This is a genomic window from Stutzerimonas xanthomarina DSM 18231 (genome assembly GCF_900129835.1).
GTDB lineage: Bacteria > Pseudomonadota > Gammaproteobacteria > Pseudomonadales > Pseudomonadaceae > Stutzerimonas > Stutzerimonas xanthomarina.
The window spans coordinates 469,443-491,079 of record NZ_FQXA01000004.1 but is presented as its reverse complement, the minus strand read 5'-3'; the positions used below and the strand labels follow the sequence as shown (position 1 = coordinate 491,079).

The 21,637-nt window shown below is 59.1% G+C and carries 23 protein-coding genes; 9 read left to right on the top strand and 14 right to left on the bottom strand.

Annotated features, from left to right (window positions below):
- Positions 1-95: 95 nt before the first annotated feature.
- The 3 genes from BUE09_RS13325 to BUE09_RS13315 are packed head-to-tail and all read right to left on the bottom strand — an operon-like array spanning position 96 to position 1,425.
- Positions 96-287, bottom strand: coding sequence for a DUF1289 domain-containing protein (locus tag BUE09_RS13325; protein ID WP_073301399.1), 192 nt, complete (start codon positions 285-287; stop codon positions 96-98).
- Entirely contained in the window at positions 284-808 is a 525-nt protein-coding gene (locus BUE09_RS13320) for a gamma carbonic anhydrase family protein (protein WP_073301398.1), read from the bottom strand. The genes BUE09_RS13325 and BUE09_RS13320 overlap by 4 nt, the downstream gene beginning before the upstream one ends.
- Positions 809-810: 2 nt before the next feature.
- Complete coding sequence (locus BUE09_RS13315) at positions 811-1,425, bottom strand: CoA pyrophosphatase (protein ID WP_073301397.1); 615 nt, start codon at positions 1,423-1,425, stop codon at positions 811-813.
- Positions 1,426-1,644: 219 nt separating this feature from the next.
- On the opposite strand from BUE09_RS13315, the gene BUE09_RS13310 reads away from it, so the two are divergent.
- The 4 genes from BUE09_RS13310 (at position 1,645) to BUE09_RS13295 (ending at position 3,800) form a co-directional block, all read left to right on the top strand.
- Positions 1,645-2,199, top strand: a complete 555-nt coding sequence (locus tag BUE09_RS13310) for an NUDIX hydrolase (RefSeq protein WP_073301453.1) — start codon at positions 1,645-1,647, stop codon at positions 2,197-2,199.
- 27 nt (positions 2,200-2,226) lie between these two features.
- Positions 2,227-2,727: a L,D-transpeptidase family protein gene (locus tag BUE09_RS13305; protein ID WP_073301396.1), complete on the top strand. Its 501-nt coding sequence runs from the start codon at positions 2,227-2,229 to the stop codon at positions 2,725-2,727.
- Between the two features lie 73 nt (positions 2,728-2,800).
- A complete protein-coding gene (locus tag BUE09_RS13300) occupies positions 2,801-3,250 on the top strand; it encodes a MarR family winged helix-turn-helix transcriptional regulator (RefSeq protein ID WP_073301452.1) in 450 nt (149 codons plus the stop codon).
- 121 nt (positions 3,251-3,371) lie between these two features.
- A complete protein-coding gene (locus BUE09_RS13295; protein ID WP_073301395.1) occupies positions 3,372-3,800 on the top strand; it encodes an organic hydroperoxide resistance protein in 429 nt (142 codons plus the stop codon).
- 70 nt (positions 3,801-3,870) lie between these two features.
- Here the strand turns inward: BUE09_RS13295 and BUE09_RS13290 are convergent, their stop codons facing one another.
- From BUE09_RS13290 to BUE09_RS13265, 6 genes are all read right to left on the bottom strand, one after another.
- Positions 3,871-4,188 (bottom strand): YqfO family protein, encoded by a 318-nt coding sequence (locus tag BUE09_RS13290; protein ID WP_073301394.1) that lies wholly within the window; start codon positions 4,186-4,188, stop codon positions 3,871-3,873.
- Between the two features lie 227 nt (positions 4,189-4,415).
- Positions 4,416-8,312: a phosphoribosylformylglycinamidine synthase gene (purL, locus tag BUE09_RS13285; RefSeq protein WP_073301393.1), complete on the bottom strand. Its 3,897-nt coding sequence runs from the start codon at positions 8,310-8,312 to the stop codon at positions 4,416-4,418.
- A 150-nt stretch (positions 8,313-8,462) separates the two neighbouring features.
- On the bottom strand, positions 8,463-9,239 hold the full coding sequence (locus tag BUE09_RS13280) for an amino acid ABC transporter ATP-binding protein (RefSeq protein ID WP_073301392.1): 777 nt from the start codon (positions 9,237-9,239) through the stop codon (positions 8,463-8,465).
- Positions 9,240-9,249: 10 nt separating this feature from the next.
- Positions 9,250-10,347 carry an amino acid ABC transporter permease gene (locus BUE09_RS13275; RefSeq protein WP_073301391.1) on the bottom strand — a complete coding sequence of 366 codons (1,098 nt, stop codon included), beginning with the start codon at positions 10,345-10,347 and terminating at the stop codon, positions 9,250-9,252.
- Between the two features lie 10 nt (positions 10,348-10,357).
- On the bottom strand, positions 10,358-11,542 hold the full coding sequence (locus BUE09_RS13270; protein ID WP_073301390.1) for an amino acid ABC transporter permease: 1,185 nt from the start codon (positions 11,540-11,542) through the stop codon (positions 10,358-10,360).
- 88 nt (positions 11,543-11,630) lie between these two features.
- Complete coding sequence (locus BUE09_RS13265; RefSeq protein WP_073301451.1) at positions 11,631-12,659, bottom strand: amino acid ABC transporter substrate-binding protein; 1,029 nt, start codon at positions 12,657-12,659, stop codon at positions 11,631-11,633.
- Positions 12,660-13,000: 341 nt separating this feature from the next.
- On the opposite strand from BUE09_RS13265, the gene BUE09_RS13255 reads away from it, so the two are divergent.
- From BUE09_RS13255 to BUE09_RS20400, 4 genes are all read left to right on the top strand, one after another.
- A complete protein-coding gene (locus tag BUE09_RS13255; RefSeq protein WP_073301388.1) occupies positions 13,001-13,657 on the top strand; it encodes an alpha/beta hydrolase in 657 nt (218 codons plus the stop codon).
- A 215-nt stretch (positions 13,658-13,872) separates the two neighbouring features.
- On the top strand, positions 13,873-14,808 hold the full coding sequence (locus tag BUE09_RS13250) for a GGDEF domain-containing protein (RefSeq protein ID WP_073301387.1): 936 nt from the start codon (positions 13,873-13,875) through the stop codon (positions 14,806-14,808).
- Between the two features lie 97 nt (positions 14,809-14,905).
- Positions 14,906-16,324 (top strand): ATP-dependent RNA helicase RhlB, encoded by a 1,419-nt coding sequence (rhlB, locus tag BUE09_RS13245; protein WP_073301386.1) that lies wholly within the window; start codon positions 14,906-14,908, stop codon positions 16,322-16,324.
- Between the two features lie 147 nt (positions 16,325-16,471).
- Positions 16,472-16,636: a hypothetical protein gene (locus BUE09_RS20400; protein ID WP_167369787.1), complete on the top strand. Its 165-nt coding sequence runs from the start codon at positions 16,472-16,474 to the stop codon at positions 16,634-16,636.
- Here the strand turns inward: BUE09_RS20400 and moaE are convergent.
- From moaE to dmeF, 5 genes are all read right to left on the bottom strand, one after another.
- Positions 16,633-17,097, bottom strand: a complete 465-nt coding sequence (moaE, locus tag BUE09_RS13240; protein ID WP_073301385.1) for a molybdopterin synthase catalytic subunit MoaE — start codon at positions 17,095-17,097, stop codon at positions 16,633-16,635. The genes BUE09_RS20400 and moaE overlap by 4 nt on opposite strands.
- Positions 17,098-17,099: 2 nt before the next feature.
- A complete protein-coding gene (locus BUE09_RS13235; RefSeq protein WP_073301384.1) occupies positions 17,100-17,348 on the bottom strand; it encodes a MoaD/ThiS family protein in 249 nt (82 codons plus the stop codon).
- A complete protein-coding gene (moaC, locus tag BUE09_RS13230) occupies positions 17,345-17,815 on the bottom strand; it encodes a cyclic pyranopterin monophosphate synthase MoaC (RefSeq protein WP_073301383.1) in 471 nt (156 codons plus the stop codon). Before moaC ends, BUE09_RS13235 begins: the two co-directional genes overlap by 4 nt.
- Before the next feature lie 111 nt (positions 17,816-17,926).
- A complete protein-coding gene (locus BUE09_RS13225) occupies positions 17,927-19,315 on the bottom strand; it encodes a PhoH family protein (RefSeq protein WP_073301382.1) in 1,389 nt (462 codons plus the stop codon).
- Between the two features lie 266 nt (positions 19,316-19,581).
- Positions 19,582-20,538, bottom strand: coding sequence for a CDF family Co(II)/Ni(II) efflux transporter DmeF (gene dmeF, locus BUE09_RS13220; RefSeq protein WP_073301381.1), 957 nt, complete (start codon positions 20,536-20,538; stop codon positions 19,582-19,584).
- Positions 20,539-20,672: 134 nt separating this feature from the next.
- Here dmeF and yaaA point away from each other — a divergent pair, with 134 nt between their 5' ends.
- A complete protein-coding gene (yaaA, locus tag BUE09_RS13215) occupies positions 20,673-21,449 on the top strand; it encodes a peroxide stress protein YaaA (protein WP_073301380.1) in 777 nt (258 codons plus the stop codon).
- Positions 21,450-21,637: the final 188 nt, after the last annotated feature.

The following is a 21,637-nucleotide window of genomic DNA, read 5'->3' as shown; positions in this document are numbered from 1 at the left end:
GATAGCCGAGGCACCCGCAACGCTGTCGCGCGAGCTGCCTCTAACGATGCGTCACGCGCCAACGCAGCGCCCATACGCCATCGCCCACCGAGCAACTAAAACAGCAGACCGCTTCGGCGCGCACGCTCGTGACAACGCAGCAACACCTGTCGCCGTTCAGAGTTATTCATCTGCCCCCAGCGACGAATCTCGTCAACACTGCGCTGGCAGCCCGTGCAGGTATCATCCTCGCCCAGCGCGCAGACACTTACGCAGGGTGATGCAACTGGACGTTCATCTGCAGTCAATCGTCCTGCTCCGCCAGATCACGCGCATAGCGCTGGGCGTTGTGCACGTAATGCGCCGCACTGGCTTCCAGCATTTTTTTCTGCTGGTCAGTCAGTTCGCGAACCACCTTGCCCGGCGAACCGACTACCAACGAACCGTCCGGGATTTCCTTGCCCTCGGCGATCAGGGTATTGGCGCCGATGATGCAGTATTTACCAATCTTCGCGCCGTTGAGAACCACGGCGTTGATCCCGACCAGGCTGTAGTCACCGACGGAGCAGCCGTGCAGCATGGCGTTGTGACCAACAGTGACTCCGGTGCCCAGTGTCAGTGGATAACCCATATCAGTGTGCATAACGCTGCCATCTTGCACGTTGCTGTTCTCACCGATATGGATTAGCTCGTTATCGCCACGCAGCACGGCACCAAACCAGACGTTAGCGCCGGCTTCCAGGCGAATCTTGCCCACCAACGTGGCATTTGGTGCAACCCAGCTTTGTGGATGGGTTTCAACGAGGGAATCACCCAAGCGATATTTCACGGTTATGACCTCTTCTGACTCAGATCGATGTAGGACGCGGGAGGCAGGCGCATTTCGATCCCGGCGTCGTACACCAGATTGACCAACTCGACGACCATGATCGCTGTCAGCCCCCAGATCTTATATTCGCCATATCGGTAAGACGGGACGTACCAAGCGCCGCCCTGGTAGTCGATCCGATGAGTCACCTCACGCGCATCCTCGCAGAAAAACTCCAGCGGGACGGAAAACACCGAGGCGATTTCCGCATCGTTGGCGCGGTATTCAACATAGTCCGGGACGATGCCGACATAAGGCGTGACATGAATCCCGTGCAGCGAAACCAGACTGCTCAGAGGCCCAACGATCTCAACTATTCCCGGCGCCAACCCGACCTCTTCCTCAGCCTCGCGCAAGGCGGTGTGAATCAAGTCACGATCCTCTGGATCGCGTCGCCCCCCAGGGAACGCCACCTCACCACCATGGGTAGAAAGACCACTGGCGCGCAGCGTCAGCACCAGTTCCGGCGAGTCGCTGCGGGTGATGGGCATCAGTACGGCCGCCTCGGGCATCCTGCCTTCCGGCTCCAGAAGATGCGGCGAGTAATCCCGCACCCGTTGGAGAATCTTGTCCAGCATGGAACGTCTCTTTCTGTCTTTGACTGGCATCATGGCATGAATCACCGAAGCGCCCAAGACGGGCCAAGCCAAAATCCAAAAGCTCCAGGGCAGCCAGCCAAGGCGTGTCGACGAGGTCAACCGATGCTGGCAAACTTTTTCCAGCAGGCCGGCTCTCAGCAAAGCCTGCTAGCTGATCGAACCTGCGATCAGGCAACTACCGCAATCAAAGGAATCGCGATGAAATTCTGTAGCCAGTGCGGCGGCTCGATCATTGAACGAGTGCCCGACGGAGACAACAGGCGGCGATTCGTCTGTGCGTCCTGCGATACGATCCACTACCAGAACCCGCGCATCGTTGCGGGCTGCCTGCCTGTATGGGATGAACGTGTGCTGCTTTGCCGACGCGCAATCGAACCACGACGAGGATATTGGACACTCCCGGCCGGATTCATGGAAAACGGCGAAACCGTGCAGCAAGCAGCAGAGCGGGAAACACTCGAGGAAGCCTGCGCGCGCGTCATGGATCTGCAGCTATACACGCTGTTCGACTTGCCGCACATTAATCAGGTCTACATGTTCTTCCGAGCTGAGCTGGTCGACGAACGATTTTGTGCGGGTGATGAAAGTCTGGAAGTCAGGCTTTTCCGACAGGTCGATATCCCTTGGTCAGAGCTGGCTTTTCCGACCGTGGGTCGTACCCTAGAATACTTCTTCGCCGACCGGGTGCAGCAGGCCTTCCCGGTGCGCAACGAAGCCATCGAAGCAATGCGAGTGGCGCGCAAACAGGTCTGATGCAGTTTGGATTCAGGATTCGCCCCAATGCACTGGCTGTTAGCAATAGTCTGCTTTAGTTTCGCCACTTTCTCTCATGCAAACGCGACCCCGGCCCTCGACGACGCGTTCATCGACAAGGTTCTGGTGGTCAAGTCCGAGCGCAAGCTGCACTTGATCAGCCGCGGCGTCAGCATGAAAAGTTACCGCGTTTCCCTCGGCAAGCAAGCCGGCCCGAAACAGCGCGAGGGTGACAAGCGCACCCCCGAAGGACTGTATTGGATCGACTGGCGCAAGACTTCCGACAAGTACAACCTGGCGATGCACATCTCCTACCCGAATGCGAAGGACTTGGCTCGCGCGAGCAGCGCAGGCGCGAGCCCGGGCAGCATGATCATGTTGCACGGCACTCCGGTCGACGAAGAATATCCCGAATGGTACTTCCATACGCTCGACTGGACGGAAGGCTGCATCGCCTTGAAGAACGATGACATGCGCGAGATCTGGAATCTGGTAAAAGACGGCACCCTGATAGAGATTCGCCCCTGAACGAGCCGCGAGCTTGGCAGCAAGCAAGGCTGCGCGTTACCGTGAGGGCCATTTCCTCGCCACTCGACCTCCCATGACGAAGCGCCCTTCCGACGAACAGTTACAGCTTGACCAACAGCTGTGTTTCGCCCTGTATTCTGCCTCCCTGCAGATGACCAAAGCCTACAAGCCGCTGTTACAAGGCATCGGCCTGACCTACCCGCAATACTTGGCCATGCTCGTGCTCTGGGAGCGCGACGGGCTGACCGTTGGGGAGATCAGCGCCCGGCTGCTGACCGAACCGGGGTCGCTGACGCCTTTACTCAAGCGCTTGGAGGCCGAAGGCCTGATCAGCCGGACCCGCAGCAGCCGCGACGAGCGGGTGGTCGAACTGCGTCTCACCGAGGCCGGATTGGCTATGAAGAAGCAGGCCCGCGACTTTCCCGCCTGCATGGTCGAATGTACCGGGCAATCACACGAGGCGTTGCTGGCCCTGCGCGACCAGCTGGTTTCCCTTCGAAGTGCATTGCTAACCCGCGACTGATCGCAACCTACCCCCACCCATCTCACGCCAGACACATATGCTTCGTTAATAATTTTATCTTGCGCGATAACTATTAGCGCGCTAGCTTAATAAGCCTCGTCATTCTCGAAGGAAGCGAATCATGCAAAGCATCAAGGCGCTCTATACAGCCACCGCCACCGCAACCGGAGGCCGCGACGGCCGGGCCGCATCGTCCGACGGGCTGCTCGATGTGAAATTGTCCACACCTCGTGAACTAGGCGGGCAAGGTGGCGATGGAACCAACCCGGAACAATTGTTCGCCGCAGGCTATGCAGCTTGCTTCATTGGCGCACTCAAGTTCGCTGCAAGCCAGCTAAAGCAACCACTTCCTGCCGACACGTCGGTCGCGGGACAGGTAGGCATCGGCCAGATTCCTGGAGGATTCGGGCTTGAAGTAGAGCTAAACGTCAGTCTGCCAGGCCTTGAGCAGTCCGCTGCCGAGCAGCTGGCTGAAGCGGCGCATCAGGTGTGCCCCTATTCCAACGCTACACGCGGGAACATCGAAGTACGCCTAAACGTCAGCGTTTGATTGCCATCACGCATGAAGCATAAAAAAGCGAGTCACCTTTATGGCGACTCGGCTTTCTTTGAAGATCAATTCAGAACTGCAAATCGGACAGCCGCCACACCTCAAAAGCCGGGGTTTCATAGGGGTGCGCGCGCTTGAGGGCCTTGACGCTGTCATGGATCAGCTCGTCAGCAACCACCAATTCGACTTTCCATTCCGACACTGGCTGAACCTGACCAAGCTGCCCTAGAAACGGCTTGCTGCCCTCCAGCGGGCGATACTGCCCGTGTCCCAGCACCTGCCAACAGCAACTGTCGTAAGCACCGATACGCCCGCCACCCGCCTCAAAAACCGCTTTCTTGACTGCTTCCAGATGGCTCTCTGGGACATAGAAACACAGCTTGTACATCAACATCTCCGCACAGAAACGGTTAGCAAAGCACCGGCTCCGCTGAGTGAATTATGTTCAGGTCCAGAGCGCCATTGCCTGCCCCGGGTCAAGATCAGACGTTGGCGCCACTGCTTGGTTCAGCCATAACGCGGCGACTCCGTCACAGACAAGAAAAAGCCCGAAACGCTTGCACGCTTCGGGCTCTCTGGCTCTCTGGCTCTCTGGCTCTCTGGCTCAGTTCAGCCCTAATCCACCCAGACCCGCGCATTGCGGAACATGCGCATCCAGCCGCCGTCCTCCTGCCACTCGTCCGGACGCCAGGAGTTGGTCACTGCACGAAATACCCGCTCTGGGTGAGGCATCATGATCGTCACACGCCCGTCCCGAGTGGTGAGGCCGGTAATGCCACGTGGCGAGCCGCCGGGGTTGGCTGGGTAACGCTCGGTGACCTTGCCGTGATTATCGATGTAGCGCAGCGCTACCGTACCGGACAGGTCCGCTTCAAGCAGCGCTTCCTCGCTTTCAAATTCTGCGTGACCTTCGCCATGCGCGATAGCGATTGGCAAACGCGATCCGGCCATCCCTTGAAGGAAGATCGACGGCGAATCCTGGATTTGTACCATCGCCACACGCGCTTCGAACTGCTCTGAACGGTTACGCACGAAGTGCGGCCAGGATTCGCTGCCAGGTACCAGTTCATGAAGATTGGACAACATCTGGCAGCCATTGCAGACGCCAAGCGCAAAGCTGTCCTTGCGCTCAAAGAAAGCGCTGAAATCTTTCCGAGCGCGACCATTGAACAGGATCGATTTGGCCCAGCCTTCGCCAGCGCCCAGCACATCGCCGTAGGAGAAACCGCCACACGCCACCAAGCCCTTGAAGCGCTCAAGGCTGATGCGCCCTGACAGGATGTCGCTCATGTGCACGTCGACTGCGGCGAAGCCCGCGCGATCGAACGCTGCCGCCATTTCAGTCTGACCGTTCACGCCCTGCTCGCGCAGGACAGCCACCTCAGGCCGCACGCCACGCTTGATATAAGGCGCGGCGATATTGTCGTTCACGTCGAAGCCCAGGGTAACGCTCAATCCGGGGTTGTCTTCTTCAAGCAGAGCGTCGAACTCCTGATCGGCGCAGTCAACATTATCCCGCAGCCGCTGGATCTGGTAACTCGTCTCGGCCCACTGCCGCTGCAAGAGACGGCGATCACCGGCGAAAACATCGGCGCCTTCGAACTTGATCGCCACATGCCCATTATTGACGGGCTGCCCGATGACCGACACGCAGTCGGCAAGTCCCGCTGCGCTGAACTGAGCGAGAACGATTTCCGTATCACCCTGGCGAACCTGCACCAGCGCGCCCAGCTCCTCATTGAACAACGTTGCGGGGATCTGGGCGGCAGTTTCGACGAGCGAATCGAGATTCAGGTTGAGCCCGCAGTGACCGGCAAAGGCCATTTCCAGCGCAGTGGTCAGCAAGCCACCGTCGGAACGATCGTGATAAGCCAACAACAGCCCGTCGGCATTGAGTCCCTGGATCACAGCGAAGAAGGCTTGCAGATCTTCCGCATCATCGACATCTGGCGCCTGACGGGCCATCTGTCCATAGACCTGCGCCAGGATGGACGCGCCCATACGGTTCTGGCCGCGACCCAGATCGATGAGAATCAGGTCGGTTTCGCCCTTGTCCAGGCGCAGTCGCGGCGTCAGGGTCTGGCGGATATCGACCACCGGGGCAAAGCCGGACACAACCAACGAGAGCGGTGAGGTCACGCTCTTGTCTACGCCCTCTTCACTCCAACGGGTCTTCATCGACATGGAGTCCTTGCCGACCGGAATGGTGATACCCAATTCCGGGCACAGCTCCATGCCAACCGCCTTCACCGTATCGAACAGGCGCGCATCCTCACCCGGATGTCCAGCAGCGGCCATCCAGTTGGCGGAAAGCTTGATATCGGAGATCTTCTCGATACGTGCGGCGGCGAGGTTGGTCAGCGTTTCGCCGATTGCCATGCGCCCCGACGCCGGCGCGTCGAGCAGAGCCAGCGGTGTGCGCTCGCCCATGGCCATGGCTTCACCGGTATAGACGTCATAGCTGGTAGCCGTCACCGCGCAGTCGGCGACTGGCACCTGCCAGGGCCCAACCATCTGATCGCGCGCGACCATGCCGGTGATGCTGCGATCGCCGATGGTGATCAGGAAGCTTTTGCTGGCGACCGCGGGGTGATGAAGCACGCGATCGATCGCTTCGGACAGGTCGACCTGCTCAGCTGAAAAGTCATCCCCAAGCTCGGCCTCACGAACCGCGCTGCGATGCATGCGCGGCGCTTTGCCGAGCAAAACGTTGAGCGGCATATCGACCGGCTTATCGTCGAAATGGCTATCAGCAACCGTAAGGTGCGGCTCGGCAGTGGCTTCCCCAACTACAGCGAAGGGGCAACGCTCACGCTTGCAGATCTCTTCGAAACGCTCTAGATCAGCCGCGTCGACCGACAGGACATAGCGCTCCTGGGATTCGTTACACCAGATCTCGTGCGGCGCCATGCCAGGCTCATCGTTAGGCACTTTGCGCAGATCGAAACGACCGCCACGACCGCCATCATTGACCAGCTCCGGGAAGGCGTTGGACAGGCCGCCCGCACCGACGTCATGAATGAACTTGATCGGGTTCTTGTCGCCAAGCTGCCAACACCGGTCGATCACCTCCTGACAGCGGCGCTCCATTTCCGGGTTGTCACGCTGCACCGAGGCGAAATCGAGGTCGGCCGAGCTGCTGCCGGTCGCCATGGAGGACGCTGCGCCGCCGCCCAAGCCAATGAGCATCGCCGGGCCACCGAGCACAATCAGTTTGCCGCCAACCGAGATCTCGGCTTTCTGAACATGATCTTCACGGATGTTGCCCATACCGCCAGCCAGCATGATCGGCTTGTGGTAACCCCGCACTTCTTCGCCTCGCGGGGTGCTGATTGTCTGCTCGAAGGTCCGGAAATAACCGTTCAGGGCCGGACGGCCGAATTCGTTGTTGAACGCTGCGCCACCCAGCGGCCCCTCGATCATGATGTCGAGCGGCTTTACGATGCGCTCGGGTTTGCCGTACGGCACTTCCCAAGGCTGCTCGAAGCCAGGAATGTTCAGGTTGGAAACGGTGAATCCTGTGAGGCCGGCCTTCGGCTTGGCGCCGCGCCCGGTTGCGCCCTCGTCCCGAATTTCGCCACCGGAGCCAGTGGCCGCGCCGGGGAAAGGCGCAATGGCAGTTGGATGGTTGTGCGTTTCCACCTTCATCAGGATGTGTACGGGCTGTTGGTTCGCCGCGTACTCGCCCGTTTCCGCGTCCGGGTAAAAACGGCCGGCCACGTTACCGACGATGACCGCAGCGTTGTCCTTGTATGCGGACAGCACGCCTTCACTGTGCATCTGGAAGGTGTTCTTGATCATGCCGAACAGCGACTTCTCCTGGTTTTCACCATCGATGTCCCAGCTGGCGTTAAAGATCTTGTGACGGCAATGCTCGGAGTTGGCCTGTGCGAACATCATCAGCTCGATGTCGTGCGGGTTACGCCCAAGGCCATTGAAACTGGTGACCAGATAGTCAATCTCGTCTTCGGCCAATGCCAACCCTAACTCCACGTTGGCCTGTTCCAGCGCGGTTCGGCCACCGCCCAGCACATCGATTGCGCGCAGCGGCTTGGGTTGTGCGTGGCTAAACAAATCTGCCGCGCCCTCGAACTGCTCAAGTACCAGTTGGGTCATCCGGTCATGTAGAACTGCCGATACCAGACTGGCATCGGCATCGGAAAGCTCGCCCTCAACGTAGTAGGCAATGCCGCGCTCAAGGCGCTGAATCTTGTCGAGGCCGCAGTTGCACGCAATGTCGCTGGCCTTACTCGACCATGGCGAGATGGTGCCGAAGCGTGGAATGACCAGAAACAGCCGTCCTGCAGGTTCCTGAACCGGAACGCTGGGGCCGTATTTCAACAGCCGGGCCAGTACTTGCTGTTCGTCCGCACCTAGCGTGCCGGATACCTCGGCGAAATGAGCAAACTCGGCATACAACCCGCGCACAGCGGGGACCTTATCGGTCAATTGGGCCAGGAGCTTACCGTGACGGAAGGCGGAAAGAGCGGGGGCGCCGCGCAGGATCAACATCGTCGGAACAGCCTCGGAGAGGGGAGCAGTCGGGCCGCGTATTCTAGCCCATGACGACGTCCGAGGCTAAGGGGACGCCGCCGAATTAGCTCGCTGACAGGCGGTGGCATCAGCCGGATGCCGATCACTCACCGCCAACGCTGCGTTCGATCAGTGAAGGATCTGGCTGAGGAACAGCTTGGTGCGCTCGTTTTTCGGTTTGGTGAAGAACGTCTCGGGCTCAGCCTCCTCGACGATCTCACCCTTATCCATGAAAATCACCCGGTCAGCGACGGTGCGCGCAAAACCCATCTCGTGGGTCACACATAGCATCGTCATGCCGCTTTCGGCGAGGCCGACCATGGTATCGAGCACCTCCTTCACCATCTCCGGGTCCAAGGCCGAGGTCGGCTCGTCGAACAGCATGATCTTCGGCTTCATGCACAGCGCCCGCGCAATCGCGACCCGTTGTTGCTGCCCGCCCGAGAGTTGCCCTGGAAACTTGTCAGCCTGCTCTGGAATCCTTACGCGCTCAAGATAATGCATCGCCACTTCCTCGGCCTGACGGCGCGGCATCTTGCGCACCCACATGGGCGCAAGCGTGCAGTTCTGCAGCACCGTGAGGTGGGGAAACAAGTTGAAGTGCTGAAACACCATGCCCACCTCGCTGCGGATCGCCTCGATCTGCTTGAGGTCGCTGGTCAGCTCTACGCCATTGATGTCGATGCGCCCTTGCTGGTGCTCTTCGAGCCGGTTGAGGCAGCGAATGGTGGTGGACTTGCCCGATCCTGAAGGGCCGCACAATACGATACGCTCACCTTGAGTGACGTTCAGATTGATGTCCTTGAGCACATGGAACTGACCGAACCACTTGTGTACGCCCTGCATCTGGATGACCGGTTCACCAGCCTGCTGAGATTGTTCGGGTTGCAGAGATGTGTCGTTCATGGTGTTTCTCCTAATTGCGGTGGCCGGTGTCGAGCTTGCGTTCCAGATGCATTGAATAGCGCGACATGCCAAAACAGAAAATCCAGTAGACCAGCGCCGCGAACACGTAACCCTCTGTCGACATGCCCAACCAGGCAGGGTCGGAAGTGGCGCGTTTGATGCTATTGAGGAAGTCGAACAGCCCGATGATGATCACCAGGCTGGTGTCCTTGAACAGGGCAATGAAGGTGTTGACGATGCCGGGAATGACCATCTTCAGCGCTTGCGGTAGAATCACCAGCAGCATGCTGCGCCAGTAGCCCAAGCCCATCGCCGCGGCCGCCTCGTATTGGCCCTTGGGGATTGCCTGCAGGCCTCCCCGCACCACTTCGGCGATGTACGCCGCCTCGAAGAAAACCACCATCACCATGGCTCGCATCAGCTTGTCGAGGTTCATGCCCTCCGGCAGGAACAACGGCAGCATCACCGATGACATGAACAGCACGGTGATCAGAGGAACCCCGCGCCAGAACTCGATGAAGGTGATGCACAGAACCCGGATTGCGGGCATGTCGGAACGCCGCCCCAACGCCAATAAAATCCCGAGCGGCAGCGCACCGGCGATACCGACAGCGGCAATGACGATGGTCAGCATCAGCCCGCCCCAGCGGCTGGTCGGAACGGTCTCAAGGCCCAGGAAACCGCCGTGCAGCAACCAGTAGGCGAGCAGCGGGTAGATCACCAGAAAAGCGATACCGTAGCTTGCCTTGTGCCGCATCTGCTTCAAGAACAGCGGCGCGGCTCCGATGATGGCGAGCCAGGCGGTGGCATCCACGCGCCAGCGAAGTTCCGGCGGGTAGAAACCGTACATGAACTGGCTGAAACGCGTCTGCACGAACACCCAGCACGCGCCCTCCCGCGAACAGTCCGCGCGGGTTTCGCCAGTCCAGTCGGCCTTGATGATTGCCCATTCAATGATGGGAGGCACTATCAACCAGATCAGATAGAGGCCGATGAGGGTCAGCAGCGTGTTGATCCAGCTTGAAAACAGATTGGCCCGCATCCAGCCCACCACACCAATATTGGTGGAGGGCGCCGGCAGGTCCGGTTTGAACGTATGGCTCGTCATGCGCTCTTCCTTACCGCTCGATCAGCGCAATGCGCTTGTTGTACCAGTTCATCAGCAGCGAGATGCTGATGCTGATGGCGAGGTACACACTCATGGTGATGGCCATGGTTTCGATCGCTTGGCCGGTCTGGTTGAGCACCGTGCCGGCAAACAGCGACACCATGTCGGGATAGCCGATCGCAGCCGCCAGCGAGGAGTTTTTCGCCAGGTTGAGGTATTGGCTGGTCAGCGGCGGGATGATCACGCGCATGGCTTGGGGAATGATGACCAAACGCAGCACACGACCCGGGCGAAGACCCAACGAGGCGGCCGCTTCGGTCTGCCCATGGCTGACTGACTGAATGCCCGCACGGACTGTTTCACCGATAAAAGCCGCGGTGTAAATGGACAGCGCAAGCACAATCGACACCAGCTCGGGGATCACAACCCAGCCGCCGCGAATATTGAAACGCTGAAGCTCGGGCACTTCCCAGAGAAAAGGCGCCCCCATCACCAGCGAGCAGATCGAAGGGATTGCGATAAACAATGCCAGGCTGGCTGAAAAGATGGGAAACGTCTGGCCGGTGGCGTGACGCCGAGCACGTGCCCAGCGATTGAGCATCACGATCGCAACCAGCGCCACGAAAATTGCTACCCAGAACGACCAAAACCCCTCTCCAGCGCTGGGAGCGGGCATCTGCACACCCCGGTTATTGATGAACACAACATCCCAAAGACTCAAGCTTTCCCGTGGCCCGGGCAGTGGGCTGAGCACTGCAAAGTAGACGAAGAAAATTTGTAGCAATGGCGGGATATTGCGAAACGTCTCTATATAGACGGTCGCGATTTTGCGTATCAACCAGTTGGGTGACAGCCGCGCCACCCCGAGAATGAATCCGATAATGGTCGCCAGGATGATGCCGATTATGCTGACCAGCAGCGTATTGAGCAGGCCGACCCAGAAGACCCGACCATAAGAGTCGCTCTCGCTGTAATCGATCAGGTGTTGGGAGATGCCGAAGCCGGCTGCGTTATCGAGAAAACCGAAGCCTGACGTGATGCCCCGGTGGGCAAGATTGGTCTGGGTGTTGTGAAACAGAAACCAGCCGATCCCTACTACAGTTATTACGGCGATGACCTGGAACAACCAGGCACGCGCCTGCGGATCCGTGAGCAGCGAGCCGCGCGCGGCTCCTGCTTTGGCAATGGTTCGCATCAAGAAACCTCATACGGCGCTGCCGGTGCCTTGGCACCGGCTGTGCTCATCCTTGAAACAAGGCCGGCTGTGCGCCGGCCCAGCTCGGTCAACGCACCGGCGGTGCGTACTGCAGACCTCCATTGGTCCAGAGCGCGTTCAGGCCGCGCTCGATCTTCAGATCACTACCGGAACCGATGTTGCGTTCGAACACTTCACCGTAGTTACCCACTTGCTTGACGATTTGAACCGCCCAGTCCTTAGGCAATTTCAGATCCTTGCCGTATTCACCTTCGGCACCCAGCAGACGCGCCACATCAGGATTCTTGGTGTTCTTAGCTTTCTCTTCGACATTCGCCGAAGTGAGACCCAGCTCCTCTGCGTTGATCATGCCGTACAGCGCCCAGCGAACGATGTCGAACCACTCTTCATCGCCTTGGCGTACAGCCGGGCCGAGCGGCTCTTTGGAAATGACTTCCGGCAACACCACATACTCGCCCGGCTTCGCCAGCTTGATGCGCTGGGCGTAGAGCTGAGATTGGTCAGAGGTGAGCACGTCGCAACGCCCTGACTCCAACGACTTGGCGCTTTCGTCAGAGGTGTCATAGGTGATCGGTGTGTATTTGAGGTTGTTGGCGCGGAAATAATCGGAAAGATTGAGTTCGGTGGTAGTGCCGGCCTGGATGCAGACAGTCGCGCCGTCCAGCTCCTTGGCGCTCTTTACGCCCAGCTCCTTGTTCACTAGGAAGCCTTGCCCGTCGTAATAGGTCACGCCAGCGAAATTCAGGCCCATCGCAGCATCACGGGAACTGGTCCAGGTGGTGTTACGCGACAACACGTCGACCTCACCGGACTGCAACGCCGTGAAGCGTTCCTTGGCCGTCAGCGGGCTGAACTTGACCTTGCTCGCATCGCCGAACACCGCAGCCGCAACGGCCCGGCAGACATCCACGTCGATTCCCTTGTACTCGCCTTTGGCATCGGTATAGGAGAAGCCTGGTAGCCCGTCGCTGACGCCGCATTGCACGAAGCCCTTGCTCTTCACGGCGTCCAGCGTTGCCCCTGCCTGAACCAAGCCGCTTGCGCCTAAAAGTGTCGCGGCACCAAGCACGGCCAGTGTGGATTTAGCCCTTATCATCGAAACCTCCAGTTTGCTTTTATTCTTGTGGTCAGAGTCTTCCGCCTGGATCACAGACTGCCGCTCGATACCTTTCGAGGAGGCGAAGAAGAAACTGACCTCAGTCTAGCCGCCGTTTGATTATCAGCAACTCCTCCCGAGACGCAGTTTGCAGAAGTGCTGATGACTTCCGGCGCATTGGGCAAATCAGACAAAGCAAGCGGCGTACCAGAACCGTGAAAGCCCCTTGCGGGCCGCCGTGCGCTTCATTGCCGAGCTCAGTAAAGGTAACCTCGCCATAAATTGCTGCTTTTTTCTCTGCGCCCGCACCAACCTGGCGCGCCACCCGAACGGAGCCCATCATGAGTGACCCGCTGATCATCGAGCCCGCAACCGCCGCTGACGCATGCGTTATCTGGCTGCATGGCCTTGGCGCTGACCGCTACGACTTCCTGCCCATCGTTGAGGCCTTACAACAGCGGCTGACGACGACCCGCTTCGTGCTGCCCCAAGCACCGACTCGCGCCGTCACCATCAATGGTGGCTGGGCCATGCCAAGCTGGTACGACATTGTCGCGATGAGCCCCGCCCGCGCTATCGACCAGGCGCAACTGGAGCAGTCAGCACAAAGCGTGATCGACCTGATCGAGGCACAGCGTGACAGCGGCATCGATCCCGCCCGCATCTTTCTGGCCGGTTTTTCTCAGGGTGGCGCTGTCGTCTACCACACCGCGTTCCTGCGCTGGCCCGGCCCGTTGGGTGGCGTCATCGCGCTTTCCACCTATGCACCGACCTTCAATCCCGACCTGAAGCTGTCGCCAATGCAGGCCGCTCTACCGGTACTGGCGCTACACGGTTCGAACGATGGTGTCGTGCTGCCCGCGATGGGGCGCGCCGCCTATGAATGCCTGATTCAGAACCAGGTGCAGGCACAGTGGAAGGACTACCCGATGGCTCATGAGGTGGTGCCCGGCGAAATTCGTGATATCGGCGAATGGCTTGCCGCTCGGCTGGATTGAAATCCGCCGCAATAGTTGACCCGCTTCAAGAAAAAAATGTGACGCTGCTCGCCTATCCAGGTGAGCAAATGCAACTACGCTTGGCACGGGTAGAGCAAAACTCGATGCGCCTGCCGTTGTAGCGAGCATCGCGGCCAGAAGAAGCCGACCTAGCCAGTCTTGAAGGGACGCATGATGGCCACGACGACGGTGTCATCCGAGCGGATGGTGCAGCCATGAACCCGGCCAGTTGGCGGGTGGAAATGCAACACCTTAAAAAGGCGCGACTATTGGACAGGGTGGACGAGCCCTGCCTGCGCCTGTTGCAGGAAGTGTTCGAGCCATGCACGGTGGCGCTTGGCGAGATCCTGCTAACGCCGCACGAACACAACCACTACCTCTATCTGGTTCTCAGCGGCGAGCTGGCGGTTCACCTGGATTCGCTCGAAGGCAGCCCGGTTCGCTCAATCGGCCCTGGCGACTGCGCTGGCGAAATCAGCTTCATGGATGATCTGCAGCCGTCAGCCTACGTCCTTGCCCTTGAGGATTGCGTCTTGCTGCGCGTGCATCGACGCTCGATGCAGTTGCTGACCCGCTCGCCACAGTTGATGCAGAACCTGGCCGAACTGCTCTGCCAGCGTGTGCGACTGAGTGACCGGCTGATCATCAACAGCGAGCAAAACGCCAACATCGACAAACTGACCGGCTCATTCAATCGCCGCTGGCTGGAGCATATCTACGGGCGCGAAAGTGCCCGTTGCGCACTCGGTGGTCAGCCGCTGTCGTTGCTCATGCTCGATGTTGATCGTTTCAAAGAATACAACGACAGACACGGCCACCTGGCTGGCGATCATGCGCTCTGCCTGGTGGTCAACACGCTCGGCAAGTTGCTGCGCCCAGCCGACAGCCTGGTGCGCTATGGCGGTGAAGAGTTCGTGGTGCTGCTGCCGGAAATGGCCTTCAGCGATGCGCGAAACGTCGCAGAGCGGTTGCGCGGCAGTCTTGCAGATATCACCTCGTTCCATTCGCCGATCGGGTTATTGCCGGGCGTAACCATCTCGATCGGCGTCGCACCGATGCGATTGAACGATGATCTGAATAGCCTCATCAACGTGGCTGACCGCGCGCTCTACCGTGCCAAGGAGTCTGGCCGAAATCGCGTTTGCGGATAACAGAGCGACAGTCGACCATCCCGGAGCAATACTTCGCCGTATCTGCTTCTTGCATTACACTGGCAGGCAAATCTTACAAGACACAGACGAGAAGACCGTGCTCAAAGCACTCAAGAAGATGTTTGGCAAAGGCTTGAATGAGCCTGCTGCCACCGAAGCTGAAAGCAGCACCTCAACACAGCAAGGCGTTAACGACCAGGTGCAGGTCGAAAAGACCGAAACGCAGCAGGATATTTCCCCAAAGTCGCACAGCAAGCCGCGCCGCGAGCGGGCAAGCAAGCCACCCGTACCACCCGCGCCAGTCTGGAAATTGGAAGATTTCACGGTTGAGCCCGCAGAAGGCAAGACCCGATTTCACGACTTCAAGCTCGCCCCCGAGCTGATGCATGCCATCCACGACCTTGGTTTTCCTTATTGCACGCCCATCCAGGCGCAGGTCCTCGGCTTTACGCTCAAGGGCCGTGATGCAATTGGTCGAGCCCAGACCGGCACCGGCAAAACCGCCGCGTTCCTAATCTCGACCATCACGCAGTTGCTGCAGACCCCGCCACCGAGCGATCGTTACATGGGCGAGCCTCGCGCGCTGATCATCGCGCCGACCCGGGAACTGGTGGTTCAAATCGCCAATGACGCCCTGGACCTGACGAAATACACCGGTTTGAACGTCATGAGTTTTGTCGGCGGCATGGACTTCGACAAGCAGCTCAAAGCGCTCGAGTCCCGCTATTGCGACATTCTGGTGGCGACACCGGGACGCCTGCTGGACTTCAATCAGCGCGGCGAAGTGCACCTGGACATGGTTGAAGTCTTGGTGCTCGACGAAGCGGATCGCATGCTGGACATGGGCTTCATCCCGCAGGTTCGCCAGATCATTCGCCAGACGCCCCCCAAGAGCGAACGCCAGACGCTGCTGTTCTCGGCCACTTTCACCGAAGACGTGATGAACCTCGCCAAGCAATGGACCACGGAACCGGCAATCGTCGAGATCGAGGCGGTCAATGTCGCCAGCGACACGGTCGAACAGCACGTGTACGCCGTGGCAGGCAGCGACAAATACAAGCTGCTTTATAACCTGATCACCCAGAACAACTGGACGCGCGTAATGGTCTTTGCCAACCGCAAGGACGAAGTGCGCCGCATCGAAGAGCGTCTGACACGCGACGGCATCAGCGCCGTGCAGATGTCGGGAGACGTACCGCAACACAAGCGCATCCGCGCGCTGGAAGGTTTCCGCGAAGGCAAGATCCGTGTCATGGTGGCCACCGACGTTGCCGGCCGCGGCATTCACGTCGACGGTATCAGTCACGTGATCAATTTCACCCTGCCGGAAGTGCCGGATGACTATGTTCACCGCATCGGCCGTACTGGCCGGGCCGGGGCCAGCGGCACCTCGATCAGCTTCGCAGGCGAAGATGATGCCTTTGCCCTGCCGGCGATCGAGGCATTATTAGGTCGGACGATCAGTTGCGAGATGCCGCCTGCCGAACTGCTGGCAGCAGTCCCACCCAGGCGCTAAGCACTGATGAAACGAAAAGGCGAAGCGGACATGGCTTCGCCTTTTTGCATTCAGGGCCTCGGCTGCTACCAGCATGACGCAGATCACCGCCCAAACCGTACAAGCCTCTAGAGTGGAATGAAATCATTCATATAGGGAGTCGCTTTTATGGAGCGCATCGACTTCATGCTGTTACTCATCATTACCAGCTTCGTCCTGATGGGTGTCGGTTTCAATTTCCGTGAGCGAGGCTGGGGGATCGCGTTGCTCGGACTGGGCATTGTCTGCGTGATGTCGACGCTGTTCTACAAAATGCAGATCGCGTTCGGCTAGTCAGCCGGCCCCTGGCGCCAGCGATCGGCTGCTGCCTGGTCGCTGCAACGACCTTCGACCCAGCGCGCGCCCGCCGGGGTGTCTTCTTTTTTCCAGAAAGGCGCGCGGGTCTTCAGATAATCCATAACGAATCGGCACCCATCAAACGCCGCCTCTCGATGGGCGCTGGCCGCGCCGACGAAAACGATCGGCTCGCCGGGCTCCAGTCGCCCTACCCGATGCAGAATCTCCAGCGTCAGCAGCGGCCAGCGGTCTGCCGCCTCGTCGATGATTTTCTGCAGCGCCTTCTCGGTCATACCTGGGGCATGCTCAAGGAACATTCCGGCGACGTCACGACCGTCATTGAAATCACGTACGTAACCGACGAAACCGGTAACCGCACCGATGCCGAGATTGGCCGCATGCAAAGCGTTGAGCTCGGCGCCTGGATCGAATGGGCCCTGCTGGACTCGTACGCCCATGGTCAGCCTCCCGTTACGGTGGGAAAAAATGCCACTTCATCGCCGTCGGCTAATGGCTCCTCAAGGCTGCACAACTCCTGATTGCGCGCGCACATCAGGTTCTGCTCGCCTAGCACCGCCCACTCAGCGCCGCGCGCCAGCAATCGCAAGCGAAGGTCGTCGACGCATTGCCAGGAGGCGTCCCAGTCCAACCGCTCTGAATCGCGACCCAGTGTCTCGCGATAACGCGCAAAAAACTGCACCTGGATCATGCCGGCACCTGCCAGTGACCACTCTTGCCGCCCAGCTTTTCCAACAGTCGAACGCCCTCGATCACCATGCCCTTGTCGACCGCCTTGCACATGTCATAGATCGTCAGCGCAGCGATACTTGCCGCGGTCAGCGCTTCCATTTCCACACCTGTCTGGCCTGCCAGCTTGCAGCGCGCCTCGATCCTCACGCAATCGTCGCCGTCCGGCTGCAGATCGAGCTTGATGCTGGTCAGCAATAGCGGGTGACAAAGCGGGATCAGGTCATGAGTCTTTTTCGCCGCCTGAATGCCGGCGATTCGGGCAACCGCGAAGACGTCGCCCTTCGGATGCCCGCCTTGCTGGATCATCTGCAGGGTTTCGGGAAGCATGCGAACCCTGGCCTCCGCCACCGCCTCGCGTGCCGTGACGGCCTTGGCGGTTACGTCGACCATGTTGGCCCGCCCTTGGGAATCGAGATGGGTGAGCATTTTTCATCCTGCTAAAACTGTGGGGGTCCCGCAGTTTAGCGCAGCTGGAGGCTGGAAGCTGGCCGCCCGTTTCCTTCCAGGTCAGCCTTGGCTCAGCCTCCTGCGGCTCTTTTACATATGCGCCTCGGCATACTCGGCCAGGACCGAACGGGGAACGCCTTGCAAGGTGATGTGCATCCCGTGCGGGAAATCCTTGAAACGTTCGGTGAGGTAGGTGAGCCCCGAGCTGGTTGCAGACAGGTAAGGCGTATCAATCTGTGCCAGGTTACCGAGGCAAACCACCTTCGACCCGCTACCGGCGCGGGTAATGATGGTCTTCATCTGGTGCGGGGTTAGGTTCTGGCATTCATCGATAAGGATCAGGCTCTGCTGGAAGCTGCGTCCGCGAATGTAGTTGAGCGATTTGAACTGCAGCGGCACCTTTTGCAGGATGTAGTCGACGCTGCCATGGGTGCTTTCGTCGTCCATATGCAGCGCTTCGAGGTTATCGGTTATCGCACCCAGCCAGGGCTCCATCTTTTCCGCCTCGGTGCCCGGCAGAAAGCCGATGTCTTCATCCAGCCCCTGCACGCTGCGTGTTGCGATGATGCGGCGGTAGCGCTTGCTCACCACCGTCTGCTCGATGGCCGCTGCCAAGGCCAGAATCGTCTTGCCCGATCCGGCGGCGCCCGACAGATTGACCAGATGGATGTCCGGATCAAGCAGTGCGAACAGCGCCAGTGCCTGGTGAATATCCCGCGGCTTCAGGCCCCAGGCTTCCTGATGCAGCAAGGGCTCCTGATGCATGTCGAGCAATAGGAGCTCGTCAGCCTTGATACCCTTGATCCAGCCAACGAAGCCTTGCTCATCGAGGATGAACTCGTTGATGTGCACCGCGGGCAAGTTGTCGATCAACTGTACCCGGTGCCAGGTGCGGCCGTGCCCCTGGTGCGTATCGACCTTACTGACCCTGTCCCAAAACGACCCGCTAAGGCTGTGGTAGCCGCGTGACAGCTGCCCGACATCGTCGACCAGCTTGTCGGTGTGGTAGTCCTCAGAGGCGACACCGCAGGCACGCGCCTTCAGCCGCATGTTGATGTCATTGGTGACCAAGACCACCGGAACGCCCGCGCTGCGACGCTGCAGGTCCACGACCTGATTGATGATCTTGTTGTCGTTGAGATCCTCTGGCAGGCCGCTCGAATCGGTGACTTTGCTCATCAGGATCGACAAGCTGCCGCACGGGCCGCTTTTCTCACGCTGGATGGGAACGCCAAGTTCAACTTCTTCAGGGGTAGCATCACCCAGCACTTTGTCGATCAGGCGAATCGTCTGTCGACACTCCGCCGCCACGCTGTGCTTGCCGGTCTTGAGCTGGTCCAGCTCTTCAAGCACGGTCATTGGGATGGCGACCTGATGCTCCTGGAAATTCAATAGCGCGTTGGGGTCGTGAATCAGAACGTTGGTATCGAGAACGTAAAGGGTGGGCTGAGTTGCGCGGGGTCTGCCGTAGTCATCCATACGCGATCACCTTTTCGGAGCCGGTTCGACGGAGGGCCAAAGCACTCCGCCGCAGAAAGAACCACCGTGCGCAAGATGAGCGGACTTGGGTAGCAGGGGCTTGGGGCCACCCAGAGGCCGCCACCTGTGAGTGCAGGTTTCGGCGGTCTTGCACCAGGTAATACCGCAAAAAAGATGACAGGAAAAAGTCTTTTTCGACCTGATGATGTTTTTTTAACGAAACGACGGATTAGGCTTGGCGCAGCCCTGTTCGAGGACTAGTCTCGTTAATCAACCTGTGCGTTTTCGTCGCACCGGTTCACCTCCGCTGTCACGTGAACCAGCTCTGGAAATCCGGCCAGTTGCGCTTTGTAGCAATCGGCCGAGTATGGCTGGTGAGTAACGACGCTGACGATGCAACTGTATTGCGCTCGCCCGACTCGCCACAGGTGCAAGTCAGTCACGTCGGTATCCGGCACTCGCTCCAACTGTTCCCGTACTCGTTGCACCAGCGGGTCGTCCATTTCCCGGTCCAGCAATGCCTTCGTCGTTTCACGCAACAAGCCTTTGGCCCAGATCAGGATCACGATCGCACCGATGATGCCCATCAGCGGATCCAGCCAACCCCAACCGAAGTATTTGCCTCCCAGCAAGGCCACAATCGCAGCGACTGAGGTCAGGCCATCAGTCAATACATGGATGAAAGCCGCATGACGGTTCAAGTCCTTTCCTGACGCGCTTGAGTGATCGTGATCGTGATCGTGATCGTGATCGTGGCCATGATGGTGGTGCTGGTCGCGCAGCAACCAGGCTGACAGCATATTCACCAACAAACCGATCGCCGCGACCCATAGCGCCTCGTCAAAACCGATCGGCGCCGGTGACCAGAAGCGCACTAGCGACTCACCGATCATCAGCAATGCCACCATGACCAGCAAGACAGCGCTGGCAAAACCCGCCAGCACCTCGATTTTCCAGGTACCAAAGGCAAAACGTCGATCATGCACATAGCGTCGAGCCAACCAGTAGGCAGTTGCCGCCATGCCGATAGCCACCATGTGTGACGCCATATGCCAACCGTCTGCCAGCAATGCCATCGAATTGAACCAGTAGCCGGCAATGATCTCTGCGACCATCGTCAGGCCGGTTAACAGCACCACCGCCCAAGTCTGTTTTTCCGCGCCCTGTTCCAGAGGACGGTAATCGTGCGAGGGCTGCCAGTGCGCGTGGTTGCAGTCGGTCATGTTTCCTCCTTCGTCAAATCACAGAAAAGCGTGCCCCCTCGCCCCGAGTCAAGGTCAACTCCTAATCGAGGCCATAGCTGGAGCGGCGGTGGGTATACCGCCTAGAATCCGCTCACATCAAAGGAGACCGTTGCATGCTGATGGTGATTTCCCCAGCCAAGACACTGGATTACGACACCCCACCCACAACCCAACGTTTCACCCAGCCCGAACATTTGGATCACGCGCAGGCGCTGATCAGTCAACTGCGCGATATGTCGCCTCAACAGATCAGCGAACTGATGCACCTGTCCGATAAGCTCGCGGCGCTCAACGTCGCTCGCTATGGCAGCTGGGATTCAGACTTTACGCCGGGTAACGCCAAGCAGGCGCTGCTTGCGTTCAAGGGCGACGTCTACACTGGACTGAACGCCAATGACCTCACCGAAGAAGATCTCGATTTCGCCCAGCACCACCTGCGTATGCTGTCCGGGCTCTATGGCGTGCTGCGACCACTGGATCTGATGCAGCCCTATCGTCTGGAAATGGGCACAAAGCTGGCCAATCCACGCGGCAAGGATCTTTACGCTTTCTGGGGCGAACGGATAAGCGAGTGGCTCAACGAAGCACTGGCGGCGCAGGGTGACGACGTACTGCTCAACCTGGCATCAAAAGAATACTTCAGTGCTGTGAAACGCAAGGCGCTGAATGCCCGGGTGATCGACGTTGACTTCAAGGATATGAAGAACGGCCAATACAAGATCATCAGCTTCTACGCAAAGAAAGCCCGGGGCCTGATGAGCCGCTTCGTCATCAAGGAACGCGTCCAGGATCCTGAGCAGCTGAAAGTCTTTGATTACGACGGCTATCGTTATTGCCCTGACAGCTCGACCCCTGACCACTTGGTCTTTTTACGAGACGCTCAGGACTGAAAGCAGCGCCACCCCCTCGTTCTTAACGCTGGAGGAGTCACATCTCCCGCAAAAAACACTGCCGCTGGTGCACCACGGACCTGGAACCTGCCGAGGATAAAGGCCTCCTGCGCCAGCGGACTGTCACTTTTTCGATGCCCGTCAAAAACTCCCCGATCGACGGCAGGCGTACGGGGAACTATCCGAAG